Below are 26551 nucleotides of genomic sequence, written 5' to 3' on the forward strand. Positions count from 1 at the left end.
GCTGGTCTTGGCGGACGCCATTCCGATCTGGCGAATCCCTGAACTCGTCCAGGACTGCCGGACGCCTCATACATAAGCATGCTGATCAGGGGGGCCATTGAGTTTAAAAGAGAGATACAGGCAGAATCTACCACTCTCAGCTATGAACGGACGAATCGAGAGTGCTCCCACTGTTGTAGACCGTCCTGACTGATGATGAACCGCCTCACACAATGGATGAATTGGCTCCATTCATGGTGTGGCTTGCTCTTTGGATGGCTCTTGTTTGCGGTGTTTCTTACCGGGACGCTGACGGTCTTCGACACCGAGATCACGGCGTGGATGCAGCCGGAGTTACACGAGATCACATCGGATACGGGACAGTATGGTGAATCTGCGTATGGGCTGGCGCAACTGAACTTGCCGCTTGCACGCGACGATCGAGGTTCTATCGACAGCTCCCTTCTCCTAGTCAAGTTACAAGAGAAGCGGACCTTCTCCGGACAAACGATTGATCCGGCCACCGGCCGCTTGGTGAGCTTCCGCGACACATAGGGTGGTGATTTCTTCTACCACTTTCACTATGGACTTCTATTCGGGTGGCCAGGCGCATGGCTGGTCGGTATCGCTGCGATTGTGATGCTCATCACCCTCGCCACCGGCGTGTGTGATAGTCGGTGGACATACAAGGACGTGGTGATGGTTCGTCTTCGGCCTTTTCCACGCGCTTGGTTGGATGCTCACAACCTGACTGGCATTCTCGTCATCCCGTTTCATCTGATGATTGTCGTCACGGGTCTCGCGATGTTTTGGTCGATTTATATGCCGGTGGACCTCCCATTTCTCCGCGAAAGCGAAAACATCCTGCCTCTGCTTTCCATTCTGCACTTCGCGCAATTCGGGGGCCGTCCGATGCGGTGGCTCTATTTCATTATGGGATTAGCGGCCACCGTGATGATTGCGACAGGACTCGTCCTATGGACCACCAAGCGGCAGAGAACTCAAGCGGGCCGTTCAAGCCAGACGGGGTATCGCATCGTTGAAGTCCTCAATGTCGCCACAGTAGCAGGATTACCGGTAGGCGTGGCGGCGTTCTTCTGGGCTAATCGACTCTTGCCCATGGCACTGACTGAATGATCGCTCTGGGAGATTCGCTGTTTCTTTATCGTCTGAGGCCTGTGTCTTATCCATAGTCTTCTCTCCCGAGGTTCCATCAAGGCTTGGAGAGATCAACTGTACGGGTCTGCGTGCCTGTTGGGATCCTTGCCCCTGCTCAATGGATTGACGACAAACAGTCATCTGTTGACGACGGTACCAAAGGCGCAATGGGCGATAGCGGGTGTTGACCTGACGGGGCTCACGGTGGGTACGTTGCTCGGCTGGACTGCTCGACGGGTCGGAAAGAGGGCGTTAAGGAATCACGAATAAACACATCATTTCATCCGGCAAAATGTGCAGTTGTCATATACAATTACAATTGGCATCTATCAATTGCTGTCCAATCTTGATCGCTTTGGTATGGGCTTCCTCTTCAGATTCGCTGGCTGCGCCAATTGTCTGTATAAGCTGCGGCTCGTCTGCCCCCTCGGATGCTGGGGGCCAGATGGTGGTTTCAAGCAGCCAACTGGTCCCAATGCGACGTGCCGCACTGACGATCTTTCTCCCGTTGTGTAGTATCTCCATAGCCCCTGCTCCTGTGCCCTATCACAACTAGCCTCACTGCATCTTTCGCCGTCCGTAGTTCTATGCGTCGGTCAGCCCTGAGGCGAGTCCAAAAATTACTCCTTTCTCTGCTTGAAATCACCAAGGTTATACAGCTGCCCACAGGCTCTCGGGAAGGAAGACACATGCCAGGCACCACGTCTCACAAAGACCGTCCCGCCAATCGGAGTCACAGCCCGTTGAACAGATAAGTACCGAGAACAAACTGGCGCAGTATCAGCGACGTCGCAAATCGCGCTCATTAAAAGAGCGTTTTGCTGAACTGCTATGGAGTCCAGAAGGAATGAGTTTCACTGCGCCGCATGCGCCGGACGATTCGGCAGCATTGCACAGAAAGCTGGGATGGCAGAAAAGAAAGACTTCAGGAGATCCTACAGCGCTTAGAACAACCAATTGTGGGACTGGAACGGCGTCTGATCTCGAAGCCGCCGAAAAAAGCACCGAATGAATCCTACAACCGTCGCCTATGCACATGGCCATCTTGCTCCTAAGACGGCACTCTGTTAAGGTGTGCCTCCATCTTTACTTCTACACTGGACATCAATATCTCTGAATGGTCTGGGACCCAAAAGATCCGTGGGGCAAAAAGCCTGATCCACTTGAAGAGGCTTTCAAGCAGGCCCAATCGCAATTCAAGAACATTTTCCCTCCCGGTGGGTTGAAAAATATCCTACCATCAGGCGGCATCGTGAACCTCGCCATTGCCGCCTTGCTGATCGTCCTGGTCTGGCAGAGCGTGTTTATCGTTGCACCGGATGAAGAGGGTGTCGTGAAACGGTTCGGCGTTCCGGTCCGTACGGTGGAACCGGGCCCTCACTTCAAGATCCCTCTCGCTGAAACCGTCCTCCAGCCGAAGGTCGCCAAACTCTATCGCGTGGAGGTCGGTTTCCGCACCAATCAGCAAGGCCGCCAACAGATGGTACCTCAGGAAGCCTTGATGCTGACCGGCGATATGAACATCCTTGCGATCGAATTCATCGTTCAGTACAAGATCAAAGAAGCCCGCAACTTCCTGTTCAACGTGGCCGATATCCATGAGACCATCGGTAAAGCAGCTGAGGCCTCCATGCGAGAAGTGGTCGGCAAGAGCAAGATTGACGAAACCCTGACCACCGGGAAAGCGGTGATTCAGCAAGATACCATGACCTTGCTCCAGACGATCCTCGACCAGTATCAGGCCGGCGTACAGATCGCCGCAGTGCAACTCCAAGACGTCGATCCTCCAGAAGCCGTTGCTGCCGCGTTCAAAGACGTGACGAACGCCAAAGAAGACCGGGAAAAGCTCATCAACCAGGCGCAAGGGTACCGCAACGACATCATTCCGAGGGCAAAGGGTGAAGCCGCTGAACTGGTCAACCGGGCAAGGGGGTTTGCTCAGGCGCGCGTCAATCGTGCTCAGGGCGAGACGAATCGGTTCCTCGCCACCTTGAAGGAGTACAACCAAGCGAAGGATGTCATCAGCAAACGCATCTATATCGAAACCTTGGAAGAAATCCTTCCCCATATGGAGAAGATCATCATCGAGGGGAAAGGCGGGGAGCGCCTCTTGCCGTATCTTCCGCTGGACCGTCTCTCCAAACCTGTGTCCACACCCACTGCCAAACCGGTCCCACAACCTGAGAGCGAGGAACCCAGGCCTGACCCATCGTCCACCCTAAGGTCAAGGAACACCAGGCCATGACGAAGCAAGGATTGGTGATCGCACTCCTCGCTGTGACGGTTGCGCTGTTTGTACTTGGGGCTTCCCCCCTCTTCGTCGTGGATGTGATCCAGACTGCGATCGTCGTGCAACTCGGGAAGCCCGTTCGAAACATCACTGAGCCGGGGCTGTACGTGAAAATACCGTTTGTTCAGGAGGTCACGTACTTCGAGAAACGACTGTTAGACTACGATTCGAGTGCCCAGGATGTCATCACCGAGGACAAGAAGACGCTGCTCCTGGACAACTTCGCCAAATGGCGAATCACTGACCCCTTGAAGGTGTATCAGGCGTTCCAAAGCCAGCGCGGTGCTCTTCAACGGCTGCACGACATCATCTATTCTGAACTCCGCGTGGAGTTAGGTCGACACGACCTGATTGAGATCGTCTCAAGCACGAGGGCCGACATCATGAAGGTGGTCACCGCACGAGCGAACGAAAAGGCCTCGGCGTACGGCATTGAAATTCAGGATGTGCGGATCAAGCGTGCCGACTTGCCGGAACAGAACGAGAAGGCGGTCTTTGCACGCATGCAAGCCGAACGGGAACGGCAGGCCAAGCAATATCGCGCTGAAGGAGCAGAGGAAGCGCAAAAAATCCGATCGGAAGCCGAAAAAGACCGCGAAATTATCCTCGCCCAGGCCTATAAAGAATCTGAAGAACTCCGCGGCGGCGGTGATGCCAAAGCATTTCGGATCTATGCCGATGCCTACCGGCAGGATCAGAAGTTTTTCGAGTTTACCCGCTCGATGGAAGCCTACAAGAGCGCCTTCAAAGACGGCTCGACGTTGGTGATGAGCCCGGACTCAGAGTTCTTCCGCTACCTCAAGCAACGCTGAGATTCAGGAAAGCCCCACAATCTTTCAGCTTTTTGGGTCGAGATTGATCCGCTCACCGGCCGGCTTCTTGGGCAATCCCGGCATGAGCTGAATCCCTGAACAGACGGCGGTCACAAATCCTGCTCCGGCTAGAATCTGCAACTCTCGGATCGGAACCGTAAACCCGGTTGGTCTCCCCTTCAACCCAGGATCGTGTGACAGCGACAGAGTAGTTTTTGCCATGCAGACGGGTAAGCCGCCATATCCCAACGCCTCTGCTGTTTCGATTTGACGCTCAGCCTCAGGTTCGTACGTGACGCCGGTCGCGCCATACATGCTAGTCGCGATGGTTTTGATTTTTTTCTGATGGGCCAGGACAATTCATAGAGATGTTTGAAGTGAGCCGGTTTCTCCGATGTCCTGACGACGGCGGAGGCCAGCTGGTCAGCTCCCTTCCCGCCATGGACCCAATGGGTTGAGACTGCCGCATCTGCCGCTCCCATCTTAAGCGACTGTTCCCGAACCCAATCCAATTCATCCTGAGGATCATCCTTGAAGGCATTGATGGCGACAACGACCGGTACACCATGCGTTAGGACATTGGTGATATGCTGCCCAAGATTGGTGATTCCCTTCGAGAGCGCTTCCCGATTCGAACCCGTTAGACTCGAAGGCAAGGCAACGCCTGCCTTGGCAACGCCTCCACCGCCATGGAGCTTCAGTGCCCGTAATGTCGCCACGACCACTGCTGCGGTCGGAGCAAATCCCGATGCGCGACACTTGATGTTAAAAAACTTTTCTGCTCCAAGATCGCTGCTGAAGCCCGCCTCTGTTATAACGAAGTCTGCGCATCTCAGCGCAATCGCGTCGGAAATGATCGAGCAGTTGCCATGCGCGATGTTACCGAAAGGCCCCGTATGGACGAATGCCGGAGTCCCTTCAAGAGTTTGAACCAGATTCGGCATGAGGGCGTCCTTTAGGAGGACGGCCATCGATCCCACGCAACGAAGCTCCTCGGCCGTGACTGGCGTACCGGCCCTTGTCAGCCCCACGAGTATTCGCCCGAGCCGCTCGCGGAGATCGCGCTTATCTTTCGCTAGCGCCAGCACCGCCATCACCTCTGAATCCTCGGTGATGACGAATTGCCCCAGGCGTCTGTCCGGTTCTTCACTCAACATGATCTTCCGGAGAGCACAATCACTGATGCTCAAGGTCCGAGGCCACGTAATCCGTTGAGGATCGATCGAGAGAGCGTTGCCATGAAACAGATGATTATCGAGGAACGCGGAGAGCAGATTGTGGCTGGCAGCCACCGCATGGGCATCCCCAGTCAGGTGAAGGTTGATATCTTCCATCGGGGCGACTTGGGCACGTCCTCCACCAGTCCCTCCTCCCTTCGCCCCAAACACAGGACCGAGCGATGGCTGCCTGAGAGTAAGCGCGGTACGATACCCTAGCCGCGAGAGTCCCATGGCAAGACCTATCGACGTCGTGGTCTTTCCCTCTCCCAAGGGCGTTGGGTTAATTGCCGTGACGAGAATATACCGCCCCTTCGGGACAGTCATAAGACGATCCAATACCTGCGGTGAGGCTTTCGCCTTATCGCGTCCGTAGAGGGTGAGCTCTTCGGCACGGATCCAGAGCAGAGAACCGATTTCGACAATGGGGCGCAAGGTAACGGATTGGGCGATCTCGATGTCGGTCAAGAGGCGCTCATCATGCCTTGTCTAGGTGGCAGGTAACAGCACAGGCAGTTGGGCAGCGATTTGGAAGCAAGTTAACGTGCGTAAGACGATTGGACTGTCGAGAGGTCAGAAACAAGTCCGTGGAGCATCAATTAAGATCTGAACTGCCCGCTACTCTAAGATGTACTTGGTGGGGTCAAGTGCCTGGCCGTTCAATTTCACCATGTAGTGCAGGTGTGGACCGGTGGACAGGCCTGAGCTCCCGACAAGCGCAATGACATCGCCACGCTCGACTCTCTGGCCTTCCTTTACCAAGGCCTTCGCAAGGTGTCCGTAGAGCGTCTCAACTCCGAATCCATGATCCAGGCGGACGATATTCCCAAGCTTAGGATCGTATCCTATGGACGTAATTCTTCCTTGGGCTGGAGCATGGACCGGAGTGTTTGGCGCGGCCCCGATATCCAATCCATCATGCCAGGCAGGCTTCTCCGTGAAAGGTGAAATTCGCGGGCCAAATCCAGACGTTACCCAGCCCTTCACCGGCCAAATTGAGGGCGTCGATGCCCAGCGGGACGAACGCTGCTCGGCTGCTTGTGACAATTCGTCAAGGATATGTTCCTGCACCGTTGCTTGCCTTGAAAGCCATTCCAGACCTTCTTTCACTGATGCAACGGCCTGGAGGTTATCCCGAGATGACCCTAGGCCAACGGCAGAGGAGTGTTCCTGATCGCCGTCGGATATCTGCCTTGAGGCACCCGATGAAGGCCTTGGTTCGTTTCCACCGGAAATCGTGTCTCCTCCTTCGGGAATCGGTACCTCTTCTCCACCTCTGCCGTTTGCCATATCACCCGTCTTGGGAACTTCTATGCCCAGCATGACTCGAAGCCTTTGATTAACCTCATTCATCGCTCCAAGGCGCTTCTTCAAATCATCAATGGCGGTTGAGAATGCCGCAGTCTGCTCTCGTGCACTCATGGCTTCAGTACGGAAAGCCGTCAGCTCCCATACCTCTCCCGTTCTGATGACATAGTGTGAAACCACGAGAAGATCGGCAAGGATGACCACACCCAGACAAACCAGCAATCGACGAAGGAGTTTCCTCGAAAAACTGAAGCGGATGGGCTTTGCAGTGGAACCTCGGAACACTACAACGGTAAAGGCATCGCTGTCTTGAACATTCGTCTGACCCATAACCTTCTCCCCCCATGCCTGTGGTATCTACTATAAAATAGGTACCTCGACCAAGCCTCGCAAACTACCGACTGACTCCTCCTCGTCGACCCTAAGGATAATGTTTTGACGAGGCAGTTTCAACCACATCATCTAGGATGTCTCTCGGTGAACCCACTCAAGATAAGGTGGAAACCCATTACTCACCGGAACTGCTATTATTTCCGGGACCTTGTACGAATGAATCTTCCGTATTGTTTCTTCGAGGGCATTGAATTTATCAGAAGTTGTTTTGATCAACAGCAGTGACTCTTGTTCATTCATTATCTTTCCTTCCCACCAGTAAGTTGAGCGCACGGTGGGAATCGTCGAAGCGCAAGCTGCGAGGCGAGAGCGTACCACTTGGTCGGCAATCTTACCCGCTTCATCTTGGCTTGCTGCTGTGACCATGACAACCACCACATGAATCGGTTCAGCCGCCATAGGTGACCAGAATACCCAAGCCCCTCTCTACAATCAACCTGACCATTCCAGCGGAGCGAATGACTCCCAACTCCCTTGGGTTATTGAGCAACATCCATGCCTTGCCAATTAAGGCTCATGAATAACATTGTGTTGTTTTACAATGACTTATGACTTTAACCCCGGTTGAGGATGTTGGTCTGAGACAAGCGACTGTATGGTAAACGTGGCGATCAAACAATTTTTTGAACACGATGTTCAAAACCGACCGTTTCCAGTCATTGCACGAGCCGTTTAAGAGGTGAGCTAAGACCGATCTTATGCCTTCCCCATCTTTGCTATCTCCAAGAAGTAATGGGCGAATGTCTTCATTCCTCCCGAGGCCTGGCCCCAGTCGTAATATTCGTTGGGAGCGTGATATCCATGCTCGGGCAGACTCAAACCTATGAAAAGGATTGGCACCTTCCAGGTTTTCTGCATGGTGACTACGGCACCGATTGATCCTCCTTCTCGCACAAAGGCAGGATCCTTACCAAACCCAGCCTTTACCGCGCGTTTCACACAATCTACGTAGGATCCGGCAAAACTGCCCTTGAAGGGATGGAGCATGCCCTCTCGCTCAACCTTCACGCTTGGATTGACCTTGACAACATGCGTTTTGAGCAGGGCAAACACTCTTTCGGGTACTTGGTTGGGAACCAGGCGCATGCTGACCTTGAGTTCGGCATGACCTGGCACAATTGTCTTAACACCCTGTCCGTGATATCCCCCGCTGAGTCCATGGATTTCGAAGGTGGGAGATGCCCAGATCCGTCTCATGATATCTGCACGATTCTGCGTACGAAGAGACCGAAACCCGTAGGCCTCTTTGAAACGTTCTACTTCGAAGCCCGACTTGAGAAAATTCTTGATCTCACTCTTTGTGGGTCCAATCACATCGTCATAGAAACCCGGTAGCTTTACCCTGCCGGTCCTGGCATCGACACAGGTGTTCGCCACCTCGATCAATTCAGCCAAGGGATTGCGAGCCGCTCCTCCTGTCACACCTGAATGTGCGTCTTTGGCTCCAGTACGCAGAATCAGACGTGCACCGACCAGGCCTCGCAAACCGTATGGCACAGCAGGTCGTCCCTTGGCAATCCAGATCGTATCCGAAACAACCACGGAATCCGGTCGCGGAATCACGCTGGGGTGTCGAAGCCCGGCGGCGAAGTGTGGGCTCCCAATCTCTTCTTCCAGTTCCCACAAGAATCGGATGTTGATCGGCCAACCTTGTTCGATAGCATATCGAGCGCCGAACATCGCCGTGAGAGCCGGTCCCTTGTCATCGGTCGCTCCTCGCCCCCGATAAATGCTGTTTTCATTCTTAAAGACAAACGGCGCCTGCCTCCATTCCGGCTCTTGCGCCGGCTGCACGTCCAGATGATTATAGATGGTGATAGTCGGATACTGGGCACCTGTGGTCCATCCTCCAGAAACAATAGGGTATCCTCCGGTCTCTACCACTTGAACCTCGGCATTCATTCCGGTCAAGTACTGCCTCGCAAGGTCAGCCATGCGTCGCATATCGCTCGAACGGGATGAATCCATACTGATTGACGGCACCTCTACCATCTGTCCCAACAGATCCTCAAACCTTGGGCGTGACTCCTTTACAAAGTTCCTCAGTCGCCGCTCACTCACCATACGAATGATCCTCCTTGACTCAAAGACAGGGGATTATAGCGATCGTGCCCCGCGAGAGGAAGCAGATCCGGGTTATAAAGTAAGAATGATGATAAGATGCCTTTCATTCACCATGACCACATCCGCACGAATCGTCATCCCTCTCGTTGTCGTTCTGCTCACGCTTATAGGAGCTACCCCACGAACACTGCTGTACGCAGAGGAATCGACCAGCATCCAACAGATACTCGAAGAACCGCGGATCTATCATCTCCGGCGTGCGACATTGCGAGGGATTGTACGAGATGTACAGCCGCTCGATCCCTACACAGTTCCAAATGGCGACAACTGTTATGGCGCTTACCTGTTCCGCCTTGAGGACGATGAGGCCACCATTCCAGTAGCAGTGTTGGGTATTTGTGGTAGACCAATTGTCCGTGACCCGGAAGTCGAGGATGGAGATCGAGTCGAAGTGAGTGCCACGATTCAGGCACCGAGTCACGGGGGTTACTATCTCAGTTTCAAAGGATTGAAAGTGGTGACCGAGCAGGAAGGAGTCGTGCAAGCAGTGGCCGATCGCATTCTCCCGATCGTGGAGTAGGTCTTTCTCTTCAATAGATCTACCGAAATGCTATGGGATTGCCGCGTAACGAGATCGTGCAGCAGGAACCTTGTCGAATTCATCCACGTTGTGTTGGGAGAGGGAAGCGGAGTCTGATGGCATGAGGTGATTCAACCAATGAGTATGGAGATTAGAAGGCGAGGTCTCACCATCATCCTCGTGCTGATTGTGACAGTATTGATCGGCTGTACGAGCAGCCAAGGATTCGACCGAACTGCAATAAACGAAGCGCTTCACATAGATCTTGACAGAAATGAAGACCAGCCACCTGCAAATCCGGCTTCGAATCTATCCCTGCCCTTTCGCCTCGGTGTCTTTTTCGCGAACCACGACATTCCGACCGGACAGTCCATCCGGAAAGTGGAGTGGCTGGTCGCGGATAGGGACCAACTTCTCCGTTTGCTGACGACCCTGCAAGATGAACGGATACTCACGGATACCGTCGTGCTGATGGATGCCACACTGCGAGGGGAGAATATACTTGGGATCAGACAGTCTGGCGCCCGTTATGGAGCCGATGTCGTGCTGATCGTGGAAGGGGCGGCTGCCGTCGATCGGTACAACAACGCCTACGCGCGGTTCTATCCGACCTTGATCGGTGCCTATTTCGCTCCCGGCACCGAAAGTGGCGCGCTTGTTGCTCTCACCGGCAGCTTATGGGGGATCCAATCCGAATGGCACCCTCCTACCCAAGCGGTCGAAGGAGTAGCAAAGTCAGTCGGTCCCGCGGTCTTCGTAGAGGACGATGGCGTCGTGGCGCAGGCCAAGGAAGCCGCGATCGAAGCATTGGGCAAGCGCATCATCGATCAGCTGCGCCTCCTGAAAGAAGAGCTTCCACGCGCGAAGCTTCCTTCACAGTGAATCGAATTGTGGAGAAGAAGCTGCTTGCCTCTTTCGAGAAGTCGCACAATTATCGGAAGACGTCGAATAACATACGGAGTCCCACCTGAATCGTAAAGTTCCAGCCGGGAGCAAACTCTTCTCCCGTCAGGGCTTCTGTTTCCAGTGAGCCGTTCCGCAGGCCTCGAAAGACCAGATCTATCTGGGTCATGGGATTTTTGTACCAGCGGAAGCCGGTTTGAAAGGCGGGAAACTTTTCTTCGTAAGAAAAGGGATCGCCGTTGAAAACTTCTCCCAAGATCCGCAACTCGCGCGTCAGCGGTGTGATCACCTCAAAACCGGCAGCCCAATACAATTTACCCTGGAAAGTCATGGGACCTGCATCATAGCGGTATTTCATGCCGAGGTTGAAATGAATGGCCAGGTTGTTGTCGTAGGGGTCGGTCTCGGGATCCGGTGTAAACAAAAACCAACTGAGGTGCGCCATGGCGTAACCATCCCAAAGCTGGCGATTGCCGCTGAGGGGAAATAACGTGGCGGCGGCAACGGAGAGCGAGGGAAACGCGCCGAGGGAACCATGCAGGACATACTTCGGCTGAATGAGCATATCGAGCGGACGGGCTCGATGGTCCTGATAGGTGAAACCGAACCGCCGGCAGTCAATCCGAATCGGTCGGTGATGGAAACGCCCTGCAATGTACGCACCTCAAAGGCCGGCTTATCTCCCTTCACCACTGTCACACCGCCGTACGATTCAGTCAGAAGCTGCCCCTTATAGACAATCCGGGCATCATCCGTGACGAAGGGCCGAACGGCAAGCGCTGCGTCTGGACAGAAGGAACCACCGATGGGCCCGAGAAAGAGGAGCGCATAGCGTACGAAACGAGTTCTCTGTGGACATGTCTGCATCACGGGTCTCCCAAGCCCCTCAGTCTATGGGAGGCTCGATGACGCTCCCCGGCGTGAGACTAAGTTCAATACTTTACTTTGTACAACGAAAGCATAAAAAATGCGTTGTATTCTTTTATTGCGATCCTTCAACATTTCCCCATTTGTAGGTCGCGACATCATGTCTAATGGTTCGCTTCCTTTGTTGGGTTAAACTCGCACTGGACAGGGAGCGGCGAGCAGGGTTGAACCGATGAGACGCCGCCATCCGACCAGGCAGTGACGGTTTGTGCCTGAAGGAAGGTCGGTCATGCCGAAAGTTCTCGCCCTTTGCTGAAGATAGCTGCCGGTATTTAGCCGAAGCTTGGGTGGGTCATTCCGTTCGAAGGCGATATCCAACTCCCAGCTCCGTCACAAGATAGCGGGGATGTGCAGGGGTTTTCTCCAATTTGTTTCTCAACTGACGCATATAGACCCGTAGATAATGGCCTTCCTCCACATGGAGCGGACCCCAGACTTCCTTCAGCAGCTGCCGGTGGGTCAGCACTTTGCCGGCATAGCGGATCAACGTGGTGAGCAGCTTGTATTCGATCGGTGTGAGATGAACTTCCTTCCCTGAGACAAACACCTGCCGCCGTCCGAGATCTACCTTCAGATCGCCGAGCACAAACTCCGATTCCCCACCGTCACCGGTTCTGGTTGCATGACGAAGCGCGGTTCGCACCCGTGCGAGAAGTTCGTTCACTCCGAACGGCTTGGTGATATAGTCGTCGGCGCCGAGGTCCAGAGCCGCTACTTTTCCCTGTTCCTGATCACGAGCCGACAGCACGATGATGGGCGTCGCGGTCCACTCCCGCACCTGGCGGATGACCTCGCCTCCGTCGAGATCAGGCAGACCAAGGTCCAGGAGAATGAGATCGGGATTCCTCGCTTTCGCCTCTGTGAGCCCATCCTGCCCCGTCGCGGCTTCGTGGAGGCGATAGCCATGCGCGGGAAGTGTCGTCCGCAGGAACCGACGGATCTCAGGTTCATCTTCGATAAGGAGTATCGTGGCTTCCTGTGACATAGGGCCTGCCGGTTCGCTTGACCAGAATTACGCCTCCCGAGCCTCCGGCTGCTCGGTTTCTACAGGCAGCTGCTGATCAGGCAGCGGGATCGAGAAGCGAAAGACGGCTCCGCCTCCGGAGCGATTCTCAGCCCAGATACGTCCATCATGCGCTTCTACAATACCACGACAAATCGTCAGCCCCAGCCCGACTCCTCCCTCTCGCGCGGGCTTTGCACGATAGAATTTGTCGAAGATGCGGGATTCCTCCCCAACAGGGATGCCTGGTCCTCGATCTGCCACTTCCACGACGATTTCTCGATCAGTCGCCGACGCGGCCAGCTCGATCATCGTTCTCGCAGGCGCATACTTCACGGCGTTCTCGATAAGATTGATTACCACTTGTTCCAGGAGCACTCCATCGACAGGCGCGAGCGGAAGGCCTGCAGGTAGCGACGTATTGACGGTATGATCGCGCAGCCGCCCCTCTAGTCTGGCCAAGGCCGCACCGATAATCTCATCTAAAGGATGCCACTCTTTGCTGAGTTGTACGGCCCCCGTCTCAATGCGCATGATATCGAGGACGTTCTTCAGCAAACGATCAAGGCGATCAGCCTCTCGATAGATGGATCGAGCGAGCTCCTGCCGATCTATGGCACTGAGCTCTCCTTGCCCTTCAACCAGGCTGCTGGCAGCACCGGTGATGGTGGCCAGCGGAGTTCGTAGATCATGGGAAACCGAACTGAGAATCGCATTCCGCGTGCGCTCCGATTCTGCTTCCACGTGCGCCTGCTGAGCTTCGTCGGATAAGCGAGCCCGTTCGATTGCCAGGGCCACCTGGTTCGTCAGGGATTCCAGCAGATGCAATTGCTCAGGGTCCAGGAGGAGGGCGGCGTTCTTCGGACGGAGAGCGACGACTCCGATCGGCCCCGTTGAGCATACCAACGGCAAATACAGCGCGCTGGCCCCTGGAAGCGTATCGGTTCCGAGCCCTGCTCGCTCGTTGTGGTCGTACACCCATTGAGCCACACCCGACTCCTTTGGGTTCAACTCAAAAAACAGGAGTTCCCCTCGTTGCAGCTGTACCTTTTTATCGGCATCCGCGAGGAATACGGCAATCTGCGCATCAAACACATCCCGAAGATGCTTGGCTGCGAGTTGGGCCAACATCCCCGTTCCTCGATGAGTGGCGAGATCGCGGCTCATGGAATACAACACACCCGTGCGATGCGCTCTATCACGTGCCAGCTCAGCTTGTTGCCGAATTCGTACCGCCAGGTTGCCGATGATCAGTGCGACCACAAGCATCACGCCGAAGGTCAACAGATATTCGATGTCGGTGACGGCGAAGGAGAAGTAGGGAGGCACGAAAAAGAAGTCGAATGCAGCCACGCTCAAGACCGATGCGAGCGCCGACGGACCGCGACCGAAACGAATCGCGATCGCGATGACGGCAACAAGATACATCATGATTAGATTCGGAGCCGCGAAATAGGGAACCATCAGCCAGTCGACCGCCGTCGCGATCAATACCGCTGCCAAAGCATAGGCATATCCTGAGACACCGCCGGTGCTTCGGGCGGGACGGCGCACAAGTGGTTGTCCCTCGCCGGACGTTCCCGTAATGACATAGATGTCGATCTCTCCACTTTGATGGACAAGATCCGAGACCACCGACCCGAACAGCCATTCTTTCCAGTGAGATCTGAGGGGTTTTCCGACGATAATTTTGGTAGCGTTCCGGCTCCGCGCGTAATTCAGGAGTTCCTGCGCCACATCTTCGCCCGTCAGCGTCACTGTTTCGGCGCCCAGTTGCTCCGCCAACCGAAGGGTTTGCACCAAACGATCCCGTTCGGTTTGCGGTGAGCGAAGATGCCGGGGAATCTGTACATACACGGCGATCCATTTGGCGTGAAGATCCGCCGCCATCTGGCGCGCAGTTCTGATCAGGCGAGGACCACGGGCCTTCATGTTGACGCAGACCATGATGGTTTCGGCCGCGGGCCAAGTCCGCACCACCGCATGGTCACGCCGATACATTTCCATCTGCTGATCGACACGTTCGGCCGTGCGCCGGAGGGCGAGCTCGCGAAGCGCGATCAGATTGCCCTTGGCGAAGAAATTGTGAATCGCATGCTGGATCTGTTCCGAGACATACACCTTCCCGTCTTTGAGTCGTTGAAGAAGATCGTCGGGCGGGAGGTCGATTAGCTCCACATCATCCGCCCGTTCGAGTACAGAATCCGGTACAGTCTCACGCACCCGCACACCCGTAATCTGTGCGACCACATCGTTCAGGCTTTCCAGGTGCTGTACATTCACGGTGGTGTAGATCGTGATACCGGCCTTCAATAACTCCTGAACATCCTGCCACCGTTTGACATGACGCAAGCCCGGCGCGTTGCTGTGTGCGAGTTCATCGATGAGAATGACGGAGGGACGTCGCGCGAGCGCAGCATCGAGATCGAACTCCAACAGCGTCGTGCCCCGGTACTCGACACGCTGGCGGGGGAGGATCTCAAGTCCCTCGACCAGCGCGTCGGTCTCCGCCCGTCCGTGGGTCTCGACGACGCCGATGACGACATCGACTCCATCACGTCGCTGCTCGTGCGCCGCTTGAAGCATGGCATAGGTTTTCCCCACACCGGGATTGGCACCGAAGAAGACTTTCAGCTTGCCTTCCGATCGGCGAGCTTCTTCGGCCTGAACGCGCGTGAGCAGCACGTCGGGATCTGGTCGTTTCTGGTTCATACGTTGACAGATCCTCAACCGGTCTTGGATGCGGAACGGACCATGAAGCCGGAATTCTATGGCAGCGGGAAAAGAGGGTCAACGCGATTGTCGGAGCACTGCCCGCCGGCGGCGTTGGCCTTGGTCAAGATCGTGAATGCTCCAGACTCGTAGCGACATCCTCCAGTACGTCCAACGCCAGATTGAGCTCAAGGACATTGACACGCGGCTCTCCCAACAGGCCGAACTGGCGTCCTTCCGTGTGCTTGCTCACCAGCGTCAGCACGCTGTTCTCATCCAGGCCTCGAGCGCGGGCCACTCGCTTCAGTTGGTACAGGGCAGCTGCCGGGCTGATGTGGGGATCCAGCCCGCCTCCAGAAGCGGTCACCAGGTCGACGGGGATGGGCAAGACGTTCCCTGGGTCTGCGGCTCGTAAGGCGGCAACTCTCGATTTGACCGCTTCGATCAAGAGCTGGTTGGTCGGTCCGAGGTTCGACCCTCCCGATGCAGCGGCGTTGTAGGGAAACGGCGCGGTCGCCGACGGACGGCCCCAGAAATACTCCGGCTTGTCAAAATACTGTCCGATCAACTTCGACCCGACCATCTTGCCTTCCCGCACGATCAAGCTACCGTTCGCTTGGTCTGGGAAGAACAGTTGAGCCATCCCTGTGACAGCCAACGGATAGATGAGGCCTGTCAAAACCGTCAGAAGCAGTAGCATGGTCAGAGCTGGTCGTAGTTGGTCTTTCATAAGTCCTCAGTAGTCTTTCTAAAGGATGATCAAAAAGGTCGTCCAGCAAGACCGCAGGCGATGCCAACAACGCAGGTGTACCCTCTGGGGTACATTGAGGATGTTGGCGAGCCGAGAACGAAGCTGGCGGCCTTTTTCATCATCCTCATACAAGGTGAAGCGCGACGAGAATCATATCGATCAACTTGATGCCGACAAACGGCACGAGCATGCCGCCCAACCCATAGATCAACAGGTGGCGCTGCAACAATGAACCGGCGCCGATCGGCCGATACTTGATTCCTCTTAAGGCAAGTGGAATGAGCACGATGATGATCAGGGCGTTGAAGATGACAGCGGACAGGACCGCACTCTGGGGAGTCGTCAGCCCCATCACGTTCAATGCGTTGAGCGCCGGATAGGTCGTGGCGAAGGCCGCGGGAATAATCGCGAAGTATTTAGCCACATCGTTCGCGATGCTGAAGGTCGTGAGGGCGCCCCGGGTCATGAGCAACTGCTTTCCGATTTCCACGATCTCGATGAGCTTGGTTGGATTAGAATCCAAATCGACAAGATTCCCGGCCTCTTTTGCGGCCTGAGTTCCGGTATTCATGGCGACTGCCACATCGGCCTGTGCCAGGGCCGGGGCGTCGTTCGTACCGTCCCCCGTCATGGCGACAAGCCTTCCGTCCGCCTGCATCTCGCGGATCAATTTCAGTTTGGCTTCCGGGGTGGCCTGCGCCAGAAAGTCGTCCACTCCTGCCTCCGCCGCCACAGCTGCGGCTGTTTGCGGGTTGTCGCCGGTGATCATGACCGTCTTAATGCCCATCCGGCGTAGTTCAACGAACCGCTCCTTGATCCCTCCCTTGACGACATCTTGTAGCGTGATCACTCCGAGCACCTTCGCTTTCTCGGCGACCACTAGCGGCGTCGCGCCTTGTTTGGCAATCATGTCAACGTTTCGCCGGACAAACTGAGAAAAGCGTCCTCCCTGCGATGTCACGTAGGCTTCAACAGAATCCGCCGATCCCTTGCGAATCTCCCGTCCGTCAAGATTGACCCCGCTCATCTTTGTCTGGGCCGTAAAGGGAATAAACCTAGCGCCCATCTCACGAAGGTCGCGCGCGCGCAATCCATACTTCTCCTTCGCCAGAACGACGATGCTGCGGCCTTCCGGTGTTTCGTCAGCCAGTGACGAGAGTTGGGCTGCATCGGCCAGCGCCTGGGCTCCTACTCCCTCTGCGGGAGTGAAGGCGGTCGCCTGACGGTTGCCCAGCGTGATGGTGCCGGTCTTATCCAGCAGCAGGACGTCCACATCGCCGGCCGCTTCCACCGCCTTGCCCGACATCGCGATCACATTGGCTTGCACCATGCGATCCATCCCGGCAATGCCGATGGCCGAGAGGAGAGCCCCGATGGTCGTCGGAATCAGACAGACCAAGAGTGCCACGAGCACCGTGACAGTGACCGGCGTCCCGTGACCCATGGCCTGTACGCTGTACAGCGAGAAGGGCAGCAACGTCACCGTTGCCAACAAGAAGATGATGGTCAGCGCTGCGAGCAAAATGGTCAGAGCGATTTCATTCGGTGTCTTCTGGCGCCTGGCTCCTTCCACCATGGCGATCATCCGGTCCAGAAAACTTTCCCCCGGGCTCGCCGTGACACGAACGATGAGCCAGTCTGACAGCACCTTTGTTCCACCGGTGACGGCACTGCGATCGCCGCCGCTTTCTCGAATGACCGGCGCGCTCTCGCCGGTGATGGCACTCTCGTTCACCGATGCCACCCCCTCCACAATCTCGCCGTCGGACGGGATAAAATCTCCTGCCTCGACCAGGAACACATCTCCCGGCTTCAGTTGATTCGCCGACACCACGCTGAATGTATCGCCTCGCTTAAACTGTCGGTTCCACACAACATCGTGCTCGCTCCCAAGATCGCCTGTGCCGAGCTTCTTGGCCGTGAGCTCACGGCGCGCCCTCTTGAGCGAGTCGGCCTGCGCTTTACCTCGACCTTCCGCCATGGCTTCCGCAAAGTTGGCGAACAGCACCGTGAACCAGAGCCAGGCCGTGATGGAGAAAATGAACCATGTCGGAGCTTCCCCCATCCCCACCAGCGCCTGCAACAATAGGATAGTGGTGACAACGCAACCAATCCATACCACAAACATCACCGGATTCTTGACCTGGTGACGCGGGCTCAGCTTGCCGAAGGAATCGACGACTGCCTGCCGCACGATCGTCGGGGCAAATAAGGAGCGGCTCTTCTCCGCTTGTGTCTGTTTCGTCATGACGTTCCTCAGCAAGAATCAGCTCATCATCAACAGATGCTCGACGATCGGGCCCAACGCCAGCACCGGCACGAACGTCAGCCCACCGACGAGCAGCACGACTCCGATCAGCAAGCCCACGAACAGCGGCGTATGCGTCGGTAACGTTCCGGGACCGGTAGGCGCCGATGTCTTCCGCGCCAGGGCGCCGGCAAGAGCGAGGGTCGGCACCGCCAGCCAGAAGCGGGAGGCGAGCATCGCCAATCCACCGGTGGTGTTATAGAAGACCGTATTGACGTTCAACCCGCCGAACGCGCTTCCGTTGTTGTTCCCCTGAGAAGTGTAGGCATAGAGGATCTCGCTGAGGCCGTGAGGGCCGGGATTGAGAATCGAGGCCGTGCCGGCAGTCGTGACCAACGCAACGGCCGTCAGACCCAATACGACGATCGGCATGATCAAAATGAGCAGGGAGGCCATTTTCATCTCATAGGGCTCGATTTTCTTGCCGAGGTATTCCGGCGTGCGGCCAACCATCAGTCCGGCGATGAACACGGCGATGATCGCAAACACCAGCATCCCATAGAGGCCCGAGCCGACGCCGCCCAGGATCACCTCGCCGAACTGCATCAGGAACAGCGGGACCAGGCCGCCCAAGGGCGTGAATGAGTCATGCATTGAATCGACGGCGCCGGTCGAGGTCGCCGTCGTCGCGGCGGCAAAGATCGCGGTGCGCGCGATGCCGAAGCGCGCCTCTTTGCCTTCCATGTTTCCGCCCGGCTGGACGCTGCTCGGGGTCTGATCGACGCCGAGCGTCGCGATCCTGGGATTTCCATCGGATTCGGCCAGATAGCCGCCCAGCATGAAGACGAGCAGCACGATCAGCATCGCCGCGAGAATCGCCCAGCCTTGCCGCGTATCGCCGACCATGACGCCGAACGTGTAGGTCAAAGAAGCGGCAAGCACGGTTTCGGCCAGGATCAACAGGAAGTCAGTGAACGGCGTGGGGCTCTCAAACGGATGCGCGGCGTTGGCGCTAAAGAAGCCGCCCCCGTTGGTGCCGAGATGTTTGATGGCGACTTGCGAGGCGGCTGGGCCGACGGCCAATATCTGATGGTGCGCGGTCGCCGGCTCCATCCTCGGCTTGCCCTGCTCATCCAATGACGGCTGCCCGGTCTCATCGGTCACCGGTTTCTCATACGGTACCGGCTGGGCGACGCGCGCTGTGTGATAGTCATCGAACGTTTGGACCGCCCCCTGCCCGACCAACAGCAGGGCGATGATCGTCGCGAGCGGGAGCAAAATGTATAGAATGCTCCGAACCAGATCCACCCAGAAGTTGCCGATGGTCTGGGAACTGCGGCGGGCCAGCCCTCGGATGAAGGCGACGAGAATCGCTATACCGGTGGCGGCGGAAACGAAGTTCTGAACGGCGAGCCCCATCATCTGAGTGAGATAGCTCATCGTCGATTCGCCGCCGTACGCTTGCCAGTTCGTGTTGGTGGTAAAACTGGCCGCCGTATTGAAGGCAAGATCGGGTGCCACGGCGCCGAACGCCTGTGGATTGAGCGGCAGGAATCCCTGTATCCGTTGCAGCAGGTAGAGGGCCAGGAGTCCGAACCCGTTGAACAGGAGCATCGCGACGGCGTAGGTCTTCCACGTCATCTCCTCCTGAGGTCGGACGCCGCAGAGTCGATAGAGGCTTCTCTCCGCAGGACCCAGCAGGCGATCCAGGCCGCAGGACTTGCCTTCATGCACGCGCGCCATATACCAACCGAGCGGCTTGACGAGCGCGAGCAGGACTCCAAAAAAGAGGGCGATTTGCACGAGGCCGTTGATCGTCATCAGAACCACTCCGGTTTCAGGAGCGCGATCATGAGATAGACGAGCAGGCCCAAGGAGAGAAGGCCGCCGAGTAGGTACATACCGTTCATAGCCATACCTCCCTAAACCCCTACAATCGATCCAACGCCGAGATGAGCCAGCCGGACGCGAGAAAGAAACCGATTGCCAATCCGATGAACACGAGATCCATATTCCCTCCGTTCAGTCACGGTGAAGAACCTAACAAACGGCGCGTAAAAACGGTGTAAATAGTCCTGCTCTCTGTGGCCCTCCTGACGTCGTATCATGCTGCACATAGTTGACCTCCTTCACGGAGAATCCAACGTCAAGATAAGGCCCGCAATCACCATGTGCTGCCCCGGCACCAGGACATTCTGAGACCCTTTGAAGAAACCGCCACCAGGACCGGTTGATTCGTCATAGCGGTATTCGAGCCGGGCAATCGTGTTGGTCCACTTGTAGCGAAAGGCATACTCGGCCGTCGTCGTGATCGCTTTGATGAATTGCTCGGATCCCGTCATGAGACCATTCCGGTCCCAGTAGAACTCCGGCCTGACCGAAGCAGTCCAAGGCCCCGCGATGTGCCATCGCGTTTCCAAGGTCGCTCCGGTGTAGAAATCGCGAGGGTTCCCGGGCGCCGAGGCATTTCTTTGGGTCCCGATCTGGCAGTCAACACCCACGGTGACGCTGTCGCCTTTCCATTCGACAATGCTGTCTGAGAAGAAGCGCCAGAATTCGATCGAGGTGTTGGACTGGTCCGGCCCGTAATAGATCGTCTCTTTGATGGTCCAAGCCGACGTGGGCTTATATTGGACTTGCCCACCGTAACTCGGGACGCTGTTGGAATTTTCAAGGTGGAAGTAATCATTGATGATGAAAAAGGCTCCGGTCCACCGGTCGTTGAACGAGTAGACGGCGTTGACTCCGAACATCAGGTACGGCGAATAGTCGGCGATCCAGGCGCGCGTATAGTTCGCATTGTCCTTGGCATAGAGCGACTCGTAGCCGATGAAACTGTTGAACAGTCCAGCTTGGACCGTGAGCCCGTTGCCGACGGGCGCCAGATAGGATACGTTCGCCCGTCCAAAGTGACGCCATACATTGGAGTCCTGCACATTCGGCAGGCCGACGGCGAATCCAAAGGCCTTGGAGTCCTCTCCGGCTTGCACCAGTAATTCTGTTCCCCATCGTGACGATTCGGTCGCATCCTTCCGAACGTAGCCGGCCAGCATATTGATATTGAGCTCATTGACCTTCGGTGTGGTGCTGCGGTCGCGGAATAAATGGTTGGCTGGGAAATTGAAGTCCACGAGATATCCCAGATCCACGAACCCGCCGTAGTGGAACAATTTGGCCTTGTTCCGTGCTTCGCTGACTTCAGCCTTCTGTTGTCGCTCCGGAGTGATCGGTCCCACCACTTCCTCAGCCAAGGCTGGAGTGGTCGTCTTCCATACCACACACACCACAAGTATCATTGACCGCCAAACAACCTGCATCATCAGGCCCAACCTTCTTTTTCCATCTTCAAGTGGCTTCGGTGCTTCGGCATGCCTTGCCGAGACCCTATCATGACTGGCGTCAGAACCGTGTTAAACCGACGCCGGAAGGTGTTAAGACCGTATAAAAACGACCGTCGGAAACTGTGCGAGTAGTTAGCTCGAACGAGGTGAAGGACTATCCAAACTGGCAAGGGCCTTCCCGGGATAAGTTTCTTCCGAGTTACAGGGGCCGTGAAGGCGAGGACGACGTTGAGAGACGGCGGTAGTGGCGCAGCAAAAGCCGGCCTCCCCAGGCGAAGGATACGAGCATCAACAGGATGCCGAGGTTGTAGGTGAGATGAGCCAACCAATGATCCCTTTCCAACAAATCCAGCATCGTCAGAATGTTGTTCCAGTCATGTCCGTCTGTTTCTTTTCCTGTCACTCCACCGATCAGCATGAGGTCAAGCGCTCGTGCATCGTTGATGTAGGGAGCGATGTCCATCAGACTCTCCGCCGTCCACCACAAGGCCACCGACGCGCCGAATGGATCGCGCGTCCTCACAATGAATGTGCCAAGACAGATGATCGGCATGAGAATCTGGCCGAGACTCCCACCGAGAATCGTCATGAAGCGACCGAACGGGATGAAGATCACATGTCCGGCTTCGTGAAAGGGCAGATTGATCAGGTGAAGAAACGATTCGCCGGTGTAATTTGTTTCGAGCGGCGTGGTGATGAACGTCCACCCCCACCAGACCATAGTCACAAATACAATCACCCGACCGTAGAACGTTATTGATTCAGTCGTTGTGTCAGATTCAATCAACCACTGTTTAGCCGTCAGAAGCCACCTCGATCTCGCAAGCGACGAGGAGGATGATGCGAGACGGGCTTTCTCCGCGCTGGGCCGGTATTTGGCAAAGACGATGCCGCATCGAATACACTCTTCTGCCTCATCAGGTCGTTCGGCATAACATTTGGGACACTGTGTGGTCGATGCTCCGGCAGCAATCATGTTTCCACTCTAAGATCGAGGGTTGAATCGGACAAGAAAATCTCAAGAACGCTGCGGCGATGAGCAGGCAGGAATGCATTCGAGACAACGAATGAGCTGCTGTATCGAAGGAGAAAGGGGCCTAAGTGTCTGGAGCGCGCTAGTGGCTATGACGCACAGAACGGTTGATGAGCGACCCCACCGACGCAGAAGGAGCGCGGACGCAACAGGAAGGTGACGGGGGCCTCCGCAAAAGAATCGTACTCCCTTTGTCTCTGCCTTGCCAGAATACTATCAGGTAAGATATCCTTACTGCATTGGCGGAGGTGAGCGTGCTGGCCAAAAAGACCTCGAAGAATCAAGTCACGTTGCCGAAGAAAGCTCTGCAGGAGATTCCTGATACGGATTACTTCGACGTCACCATCAAGGACGGGATGCTGATCCTCAGGCCCGTTACCATGTCAGATCCAGGATCTCGGCTGGCATCCGTACGGCAGAAAATCAGAGAGCTTGGCATTGATCCGGAGGACGTGGATCGCGCCATCGCATGGGCAAGAGGACGCCGAGGCCGCCGCCGGTGATCCGCGCCGTTCTGGATACAAACGTCCTCATCTCGGCATTGCTTTTCTCAGGACCACCGTCACAACTTGTCTCTGCCTGGCAATCCAGCCGTCTTCGACCGGTTGTATCTGGCCCAATACTGCAGGAATACGTTCGCGTCCTAGCCTACCCCCAGTTCAAGCTCCGACCTGTCGAGATCCGGAGTTTGATCGAAGAAGAAGTCCTCCCCTTTGTTGAAACAGTCAAAGTCATTCAATCAACAGTTCCCGAGGTGCGTGACCCGGACGATGCCAAATTCATCACCTGTGCGGCAAAGGCGGGAGTACGCTGGCTTGTCAGTGGAGACGACGATCTCCTGAGCCTTCACCGGATCCAATCGGTGGAGATCATCTCAGTCACGGCATTCCTCCAACACCTGAAAGCCAAACCATAGAATACTACGAGCTACGGGGTGGGTTTGATGCCTGCTAAAGGTATCCGACCCCTTTACTGCAGCCGTTTTCATTTAATCAGACCTCTTGCTTCCAGCTAACATAGAGCAGGTGGCACACGTTTAGTCTCTGACGATAGTGGCTTTAATCACCAGTGCTTCTTGGAACTTCAAACAAAGCCATTCCGAATCGATGCTAATAAACCCTCGCTCGGGGCCAAGCCAATAGAGCCAATCACATTCCGTCTTGAAATACTCCGAAGCTGGCGGCTTGCCGAGCAGTTGCTCCACACGTTCTTGAGACCAACCAACAAGGGAATATTTGTGGAGAAGGCCATCTACCATCCAAACCCGCTGGCCTGAATCGGCCTCTTGCTTCCATCTGGCCTCGTCAAAAGATGTCTGCATCGCGTAGTCACGAAGCGTTGGACCAGCAAGTAGTGCAACAACAAGCAAGATCGGCACTCCACATAAACCAGAGATATAACCGATCAAAAAACTGTGTCGCCCGCGTGTCAGCACCCAGACGAACAGGACAAAAGCGAGTCCGAGCGCCCAAGGCAACTTTTCTGAGTACGGCGAAGAAGGAAAACTGCGTTGCAGTACTTCTAGAATAATCAATATAGCTATCAATGTCAGAAGACTACAACCGACTCCAGCAACAAGTGAGGATTTGTTAACAGAGATTTTCCAATACATCGGGGATAGTGAACTGGGCCTTACGCAGAAGCTTAGCAAAAAACCCTCAATCCGCAAAGAATGAGAAGGCTACTTTTCGCCTGCGTACTCATCTGCTTGGCCCTTCCGTTCAACTCCCTCTGCCTCGGATTCCACACGTGTACGCCGCCGACTAAGCTCCTCAAGTCCTCCATTACGGAAACGACGGGCAGTTGGTTGTGGACACCACTTCCGCGATGACCTCTACGCTGTAGGGTCGCGCAGGAGATCGGACAAGAAAATCAGAAGAATGATATAGGCTTGAGCAACGAGTGATTAATGGAAGGAAAACGGCACTGGGGCAAAGGTGATAACAAACACCGCAAACGCAATCCATCCGACGATCGTCCGGTTACGACCCAACGGAACATGAGGGTCCATGACAGGAGGGTGCCCGATCCCCCACAGCCCCGCCATGAACGCCCACAGGAACCAGCCCGACCAGCCATAGAATCCTAAGATCAACAAAATTGGGAGAAAGGCAAGCGCCATCGTCCGTTGGCGCCGACCCCACAAGGCGTATGCGACATGCCCGCCGTCGAGCTGGCCGATCGGAAGCAGATTGAGGGAAGTCACGAAAAGCCCGAACCAGGCGGCAAACCCGATCGGGTGAAGCACGACGTCAGCCTCCGGCGGTAACGGCCCGATCACCAGCCACGATATGAACTGGAGCAGCAAGGGCTCGCCCAAATGCAAGCCATAGGTGGCCGTTCGATCCACAACCGTGGACAGACCGAGTCCGACGATCAGCACGATGACGGCGACCACAAAGCCCGCCAAGGGACCGGCGACCCCGATGTCGAACAGGGCGCGACGACTCAGGATCGGACCCCGCATGCGGATGATGGCGCCGAACGTCCCGATAAAATGAGGAGGCCCGGGAATGAACAGCGGCAAGGAAGCGGGCACCCGATGGATCTTAGACAAGAGGTAATGCCCCAACTCATGCGTCGTAAGGATAAAGAGCAGCGCGCCGGCGAACGGGATTCCCCGCCAGAGGGTCTCAGGAGAGGTCAGGAGAAAATTCAGAGGTCCGCGCACCGGACCGTTATAGACTTGGTAGGCCCCTGCCCACAGCGTGGTAAAGACCGTCATGAGAAAGAGGACGATCGGTAACGTCCACTTCGAAAAAAACGACGGCTCTTCGTCAGCATCACTGTCTATTTGGTACGCCGACTGTGAAACCCGCTCTTCGCCGGATTCCATGACGCGACCTCCATTGAGCTCGCGATGCTCATGTCGTCCCAATCCATCCATGCAATCCCTGTTTATTGAATCGCCCCAAACGGATTATGATCGAGTTCTTCCTCAACAGTTGTGGCAGGTCCGTGTCCTGGCAAGAGACGATAGTCGAGTGAGAGGGTCAGCACACGGCGGCGAACCGAATTGAGGTGAGTCGAATACAGCTCCTTGGGATTGGATCGGCCGATTGATCCGGCAAAGAGCGTATCACCGACAAAGCAGACGGGATGTTGTGCATCATCCAGCCGATAACAGATGCCGCCCGGTGTATGGCCTGACGTCGTTAAACAGTGAACCATACGGCGTCCGACGCTGATCGACATTCCATCGATCGGTGCAACAAGTAAATCCGCTCGTGGCCGCCAACTCAATAGAGTTATATCTTCCGGTCCCAGGTACACAGGGACTTCGTGAGAGTCCAAGATCTGCTCGATCCCATCCGCATGGTCCGCATGGCCATGCGTCAGGCAAATGCCGACGAGGCGCATCTCTCGCCGACGCAGCAGATCAAGCATCGCAGGCGCGTTATAGGCCGTATCGACCAAGAGGGCCTCACCTTCATCATGAAACACGTACCCTTGTACGCCATATCCGTTAATGGACCCATGAACCATGTCCACCCAGGGCGGCATGTGTTGGGCAACCGGTTCCCACTTATCGATGGCGATTTGCTCGAGCGGCTCAGCCCGCAGGCCCAAGGCCTTTGCCAGTGCGCGCACCTCCGCACGATCTCGCGGCTCATCGCCACGTTCCAGCGCGGTAATATCGCCGCCGGGCAACCCCGTCATCCGCGCGACGTCGCCGACCGACAATCCCTGTCCGGTACGTGCTTTTTTTAGGATGTCGGAAAAATCATCTTCTAACGGCATGAATAAGCCATGAGCGGTGAGTTCTTTCTCCCCTTATCCTATGCGTGGCAGGTGAGGCTGCGCGTTGTGGCGCCGACATCGCGTGATTCGG

23 protein-coding genes and 2 pseudogenes are annotated in these 26551 nt (G+C 55.9%); 8 read left to right on the top strand and 17 right to left on the bottom strand.

The window, feature by feature from the left end:
- The first annotated feature begins 216 nt into the window (after positions 1-216).
- The 4 genes and pseudogenes from P0120_06540 to P0120_06555 all read left to right on the top strand — a co-directional run bounded on the left by P0120_06540 (position 217) and on the right by P0120_06555 (position 4239).
- A pseudogene (locus P0120_06540) lies at positions 217-795 on the top strand (PepSY-associated TM helix domain-containing protein).
- A 6-nt stretch (positions 796-801) separates the two neighbouring features.
- On the top strand, positions 802-1116 hold the full coding sequence (locus P0120_06545) for a PepSY-associated TM helix domain-containing protein (GenBank protein ID MDF0673985.1): 315 nt from the start codon (positions 802-804) through the stop codon (positions 1114-1116).
- Between the two features lie 1138 nt (positions 1117-2254).
- Entirely contained in the window at positions 2255-3382 is a 1128-nt protein-coding gene (gene hflK, locus P0120_06550; protein MDF0673986.1) for an FtsH protease activity modulator HflK, read from the top strand.
- Entirely contained in the window at positions 3379-4239 is an 861-nt protein-coding gene (locus tag P0120_06555) for a protease modulator HflC (protein MDF0673987.1), read from the top strand. Before hflK ends, P0120_06555 begins: the two co-directional genes overlap by 4 nt.
- A gap of 24 nt (positions 4240-4263) precedes the next feature.
- Here the strand turns inward: P0120_06555 and P0120_06560 are convergent, their stop codons facing one another.
- The 5 genes and pseudogenes from P0120_06560 to P0120_06580 all read right to left on the bottom strand — a co-directional run bounded on the left by P0120_06560 (position 4264) and on the right by P0120_06580 (position 9221).
- Positions 4264-4554, bottom strand: coding sequence for a formate--tetrahydrofolate ligase (locus P0120_06560; GenBank protein MDF0673988.1), 291 nt, complete (start codon positions 4552-4554; stop codon positions 4264-4266).
- An 80-nt stretch (positions 4555-4634) separates the two neighbouring features.
- Positions 4635-5891: pseudogene (locus tag P0120_06565) on the bottom strand (formate--tetrahydrofolate ligase).
- A 183-nt stretch (positions 5892-6074) separates the two neighbouring features.
- Positions 6075-7094 carry a M23 family metallopeptidase gene (locus tag P0120_06570; protein MDF0673989.1) on the bottom strand — a complete coding sequence of 340 codons (1020 nt, stop codon included), beginning with the start codon at positions 7092-7094 and terminating at the stop codon, positions 6075-6077.
- A gap of 132 nt (positions 7095-7226) precedes the next feature.
- Positions 7227-7556, bottom strand: coding sequence for a divalent-cation tolerance protein CutA (locus P0120_06575; protein ID MDF0673990.1), 330 nt, complete (start codon positions 7554-7556; stop codon positions 7227-7229).
- Between the two features lie 297 nt (positions 7557-7853).
- Positions 7854-9221, bottom strand: a complete 1368-nt coding sequence (locus P0120_06580; protein MDF0673991.1) for a M20/M25/M40 family metallo-hydrolase — start codon at positions 9219-9221, stop codon at positions 7854-7856.
- A 112-nt stretch (positions 9222-9333) separates the two neighbouring features.
- On the opposite strand from P0120_06580, the gene P0120_06585 reads away from it, so the two are divergent.
- Positions 9334-9801 carry a hypothetical protein gene (locus tag P0120_06585; protein ID MDF0673992.1) on the top strand — a complete coding sequence of 156 codons (468 nt, stop codon included), beginning with the start codon at positions 9334-9336 and terminating at the stop codon, positions 9799-9801.
- A 138-nt stretch (positions 9802-9939) separates the two neighbouring features.
- On the top strand, positions 9940-10683 hold the full coding sequence (locus P0120_06590) for a hypothetical protein (GenBank protein MDF0673993.1): 744 nt from the start codon (positions 9940-9942) through the stop codon (positions 10681-10683).
- A 49-nt stretch (positions 10684-10732) separates the two neighbouring features.
- Here the strand turns inward: P0120_06590 and P0120_06595 are convergent, their stop codons facing one another.
- The 9 genes from P0120_06595 to P0120_06635 form a co-directional block, all read right to left on the bottom strand.
- Positions 10733-11269 carry a hypothetical protein gene (locus P0120_06595; protein MDF0673994.1) on the bottom strand — a complete coding sequence of 179 codons (537 nt, stop codon included), beginning with the start codon at positions 11267-11269 and terminating at the stop codon, positions 10733-10735.
- 654 nt (positions 11270-11923) lie between these two features.
- The gene (locus P0120_06600) at positions 11924-12616 is read right to left on the bottom strand and encodes a response regulator (protein MDF0673995.1); all 693 of its coding nucleotides are present in this window, start codon (positions 12614-12616) and stop codon (positions 11924-11926) included.
- A 27-nt stretch (positions 12617-12643) separates the two neighbouring features.
- Positions 12644-15346, bottom strand: a complete 2703-nt coding sequence (locus P0120_06605; GenBank protein MDF0673996.1) for a sensor histidine kinase KdpD — start codon at positions 15344-15346, stop codon at positions 12644-12646.
- A gap of 124 nt (positions 15347-15470) precedes the next feature.
- Positions 15471-16076 (bottom strand): potassium-transporting ATPase subunit KdpC, encoded by a 606-nt coding sequence (gene kdpC, locus P0120_06610; GenBank protein ID MDF0673997.1) that lies wholly within the window; start codon positions 16074-16076, stop codon positions 15471-15473.
- A 145-nt stretch (positions 16077-16221) separates the two neighbouring features.
- Complete coding sequence (gene kdpB / locus P0120_06615) at positions 16222-18345, bottom strand: potassium-transporting ATPase subunit KdpB (protein MDF0673998.1); 2124 nt, start codon at positions 18343-18345, stop codon at positions 16222-16224.
- 18 nt (positions 18346-18363) lie between these two features.
- Positions 18364-20166, bottom strand: coding sequence for a potassium-transporting ATPase subunit KdpA (gene kdpA / locus P0120_06620; GenBank protein ID MDF0673999.1), 1803 nt, complete (start codon positions 20164-20166; stop codon positions 18364-18366).
- Complete coding sequence (gene kdpF, locus P0120_06625; protein MDF0674000.1) at positions 20166-20255, bottom strand: K(+)-transporting ATPase subunit F; 90 nt, start codon at positions 20253-20255, stop codon at positions 20166-20168. Before kdpF ends, kdpA begins: the two co-directional genes overlap by 1 nt.
- A 219-nt stretch (positions 20256-20474) precedes the next feature.
- Positions 20475-21665 (bottom strand): outer membrane beta-barrel protein, encoded by a 1191-nt coding sequence (locus P0120_06630; protein MDF0674001.1) that lies wholly within the window; start codon positions 21663-21665, stop codon positions 20475-20477.
- Between the two features lie 220 nt (positions 21666-21885).
- Positions 21886-22662 (bottom strand): hypothetical protein, encoded by a 777-nt coding sequence (locus P0120_06635; protein ID MDF0674002.1) that lies wholly within the window; start codon positions 22660-22662, stop codon positions 21886-21888.
- Positions 22663-22973: 311 nt separating this feature from the next.
- Between P0120_06635 and P0120_06640 the strand changes: the two genes are divergently transcribed.
- Together P0120_06640 and P0120_06645 are read left to right on the top strand one after the other, a co-directional pair.
- Positions 22974-23222 carry a hypothetical protein gene (locus P0120_06640; GenBank protein ID MDF0674003.1) on the top strand — a complete coding sequence of 83 codons (249 nt, stop codon included), beginning with the start codon at positions 22974-22976 and terminating at the stop codon, positions 23220-23222.
- Positions 23189-23635: a putative toxin-antitoxin system toxin component, PIN family gene (locus P0120_06645; GenBank protein ID MDF0674004.1), complete on the top strand. Its 447-nt coding sequence runs from the start codon at positions 23189-23191 to the stop codon at positions 23633-23635. The genes P0120_06640 and P0120_06645 overlap by 34 nt, the downstream gene beginning before the upstream one ends.
- Positions 23636-23755: 120 nt before the next feature.
- Here the strand turns inward: P0120_06645 and P0120_06650 are convergent, their stop codons facing one another.
- The 3 genes from P0120_06650 to P0120_06660 all read right to left on the bottom strand — a co-directional run bounded on the left by P0120_06650 (position 23756) and on the right by P0120_06660 (position 26460).
- Positions 23756-24331, bottom strand: coding sequence for a hypothetical protein (locus P0120_06650; protein ID MDF0674005.1), 576 nt, complete (start codon positions 24329-24331; stop codon positions 23756-23758).
- Between the two features lie 294 nt (positions 24332-24625).
- Positions 24626-25555: a site-2 protease family protein gene (locus P0120_06655; protein MDF0674006.1), complete on the bottom strand. Its 930-nt coding sequence runs from the start codon at positions 25553-25555 to the stop codon at positions 24626-24628.
- Positions 25556-25617: 62 nt separating this feature from the next.
- The gene (locus P0120_06660) at positions 25618-26460 is read right to left on the bottom strand and encodes an MBL fold metallo-hydrolase (protein MDF0674007.1); all 843 of its coding nucleotides are present in this window, start codon (positions 26458-26460) and stop codon (positions 25618-25620) included.
- Positions 26461-26551 lie beyond the last annotated feature (91 nt).

The organism is Nitrospira sp. (genome assembly GCA_029194675.1).
Classification (GTDB): domain Bacteria; phylum Nitrospirota; class Nitrospiria; order Nitrospirales; family Nitrospiraceae; genus Nitrospira_D.

Coding starts and splice junctions, on each gene's coding strand:
- P0120_06635 (MDF0674002.1), bottom strand. CDS start 22,662: ATGATTGCTGCCGGAGCATCGACCACACAGTGTCCCAAATGTTATGCC.
- P0120_06570 (MDF0673989.1), bottom strand. CDS start 7,094: ATGGGTCAGACGAATGTTCAAGACAGCGATGCCTTTACCGTTGTAGTG.
- kdpF (MDF0674000.1), bottom strand. CDS start 20,255: ATGAACGGTATGTACCTACTCGGCGGCCTTCTCTCCTTGGGCCTGCTC.
- kdpB (MDF0673998.1), bottom strand. CDS start 18,345: ATGACGAAACAGACACAAGCGGAGAAGAGCCGCTCCTTATTTGCCCCG.
- hflK (MDF0673986.1), top strand. CDS start 2,255: ATGGTCTGGGACCCAAAAGATCCGTGGGGCAAAAAGCCTGATCCACTT.
- P0120_06595 (MDF0673994.1), bottom strand. CDS start 11,269: ATGCTCATTCAGCCGAAGTATGTCCTGCATGGTTCCCTCGGCGCGTTT.
- P0120_06660 (MDF0674007.1), bottom strand. CDS start 26,460: ATGCCGTTAGAAGATGATTTTTCCGACATCCTAAAAAAAGCACGTACC.
- kdpA (MDF0673999.1), bottom strand. CDS start 20,166: ATGACGATCAACGGCCTCGTGCAAATCGCCCTCTTTTTTGGAGTCCTG.
- P0120_06600 (MDF0673995.1), bottom strand. CDS start 12,616: ATGTCACAGGAAGCCACGATACTCCTTATCGAAGATGAACCTGAGATC.
- P0120_06585 (MDF0673992.1), top strand. CDS start 9,334: ATGACCACATCCGCACGAATCGTCATCCCTCTCGTTGTCGTTCTGCTC.
- P0120_06560 (MDF0673988.1), bottom strand. CDS start 4,554: ATGTATGGCGCGACCGGCGTCACGTACGAACCTGAGGCTGAGCGTCAA.
- P0120_06605 (MDF0673996.1), bottom strand. CDS start 15,346: ATGAACCAGAAACGACCAGATCCCGACGTGCTGCTCACGCGCGTTCAG.
- P0120_06545 (MDF0673985.1), top strand. CDS start 802: ATGCCGGTGGACCTCCCATTTCTCCGCGAAAGCGAAAACATCCTGCCT.
- P0120_06645 (MDF0674004.1), top strand. CDS start 23,189: ATGGGCAAGAGGACGCCGAGGCCGCCGCCGGTGATCCGCGCCGTTCTG.
- P0120_06655 (MDF0674006.1), bottom strand. CDS start 25,555: ATGGAATCCGGCGAAGAGCGGGTTTCACAGTCGGCGTACCAAATAGAC.
- P0120_06555 (MDF0673987.1), top strand. CDS start 3,379: ATGACGAAGCAAGGATTGGTGATCGCACTCCTCGCTGTGACGGTTGCG.
- P0120_06575 (MDF0673990.1), bottom strand. CDS start 7,556: ATGGCGGCTGAACCGATTCATGTGGTGGTTGTCATGGTCACAGCAGCA.
- P0120_06590 (MDF0673993.1), top strand. CDS start 9,940: ATGAGTATGGAGATTAGAAGGCGAGGTCTCACCATCATCCTCGTGCTG.
- kdpC (MDF0673997.1), bottom strand. CDS start 16,076: ATGAAAGACCAACTACGACCAGCTCTGACCATGCTACTGCTTCTGACG.
- P0120_06630 (MDF0674001.1), bottom strand. CDS start 21,665: ATGATGCAGGTTGTTTGGCGGTCAATGATACTTGTGGTGTGTGTGGTA.
- P0120_06650 (MDF0674005.1), bottom strand. CDS start 24,331: ATGTATTGGAAAATCTCTGTTAACAAATCCTCACTTGTTGCTGGAGTC.
- P0120_06580 (MDF0673991.1), bottom strand. CDS start 9,221: ATGGTGAGTGAGCGGCGACTGAGGAACTTTGTAAAGGAGTCACGCCCA.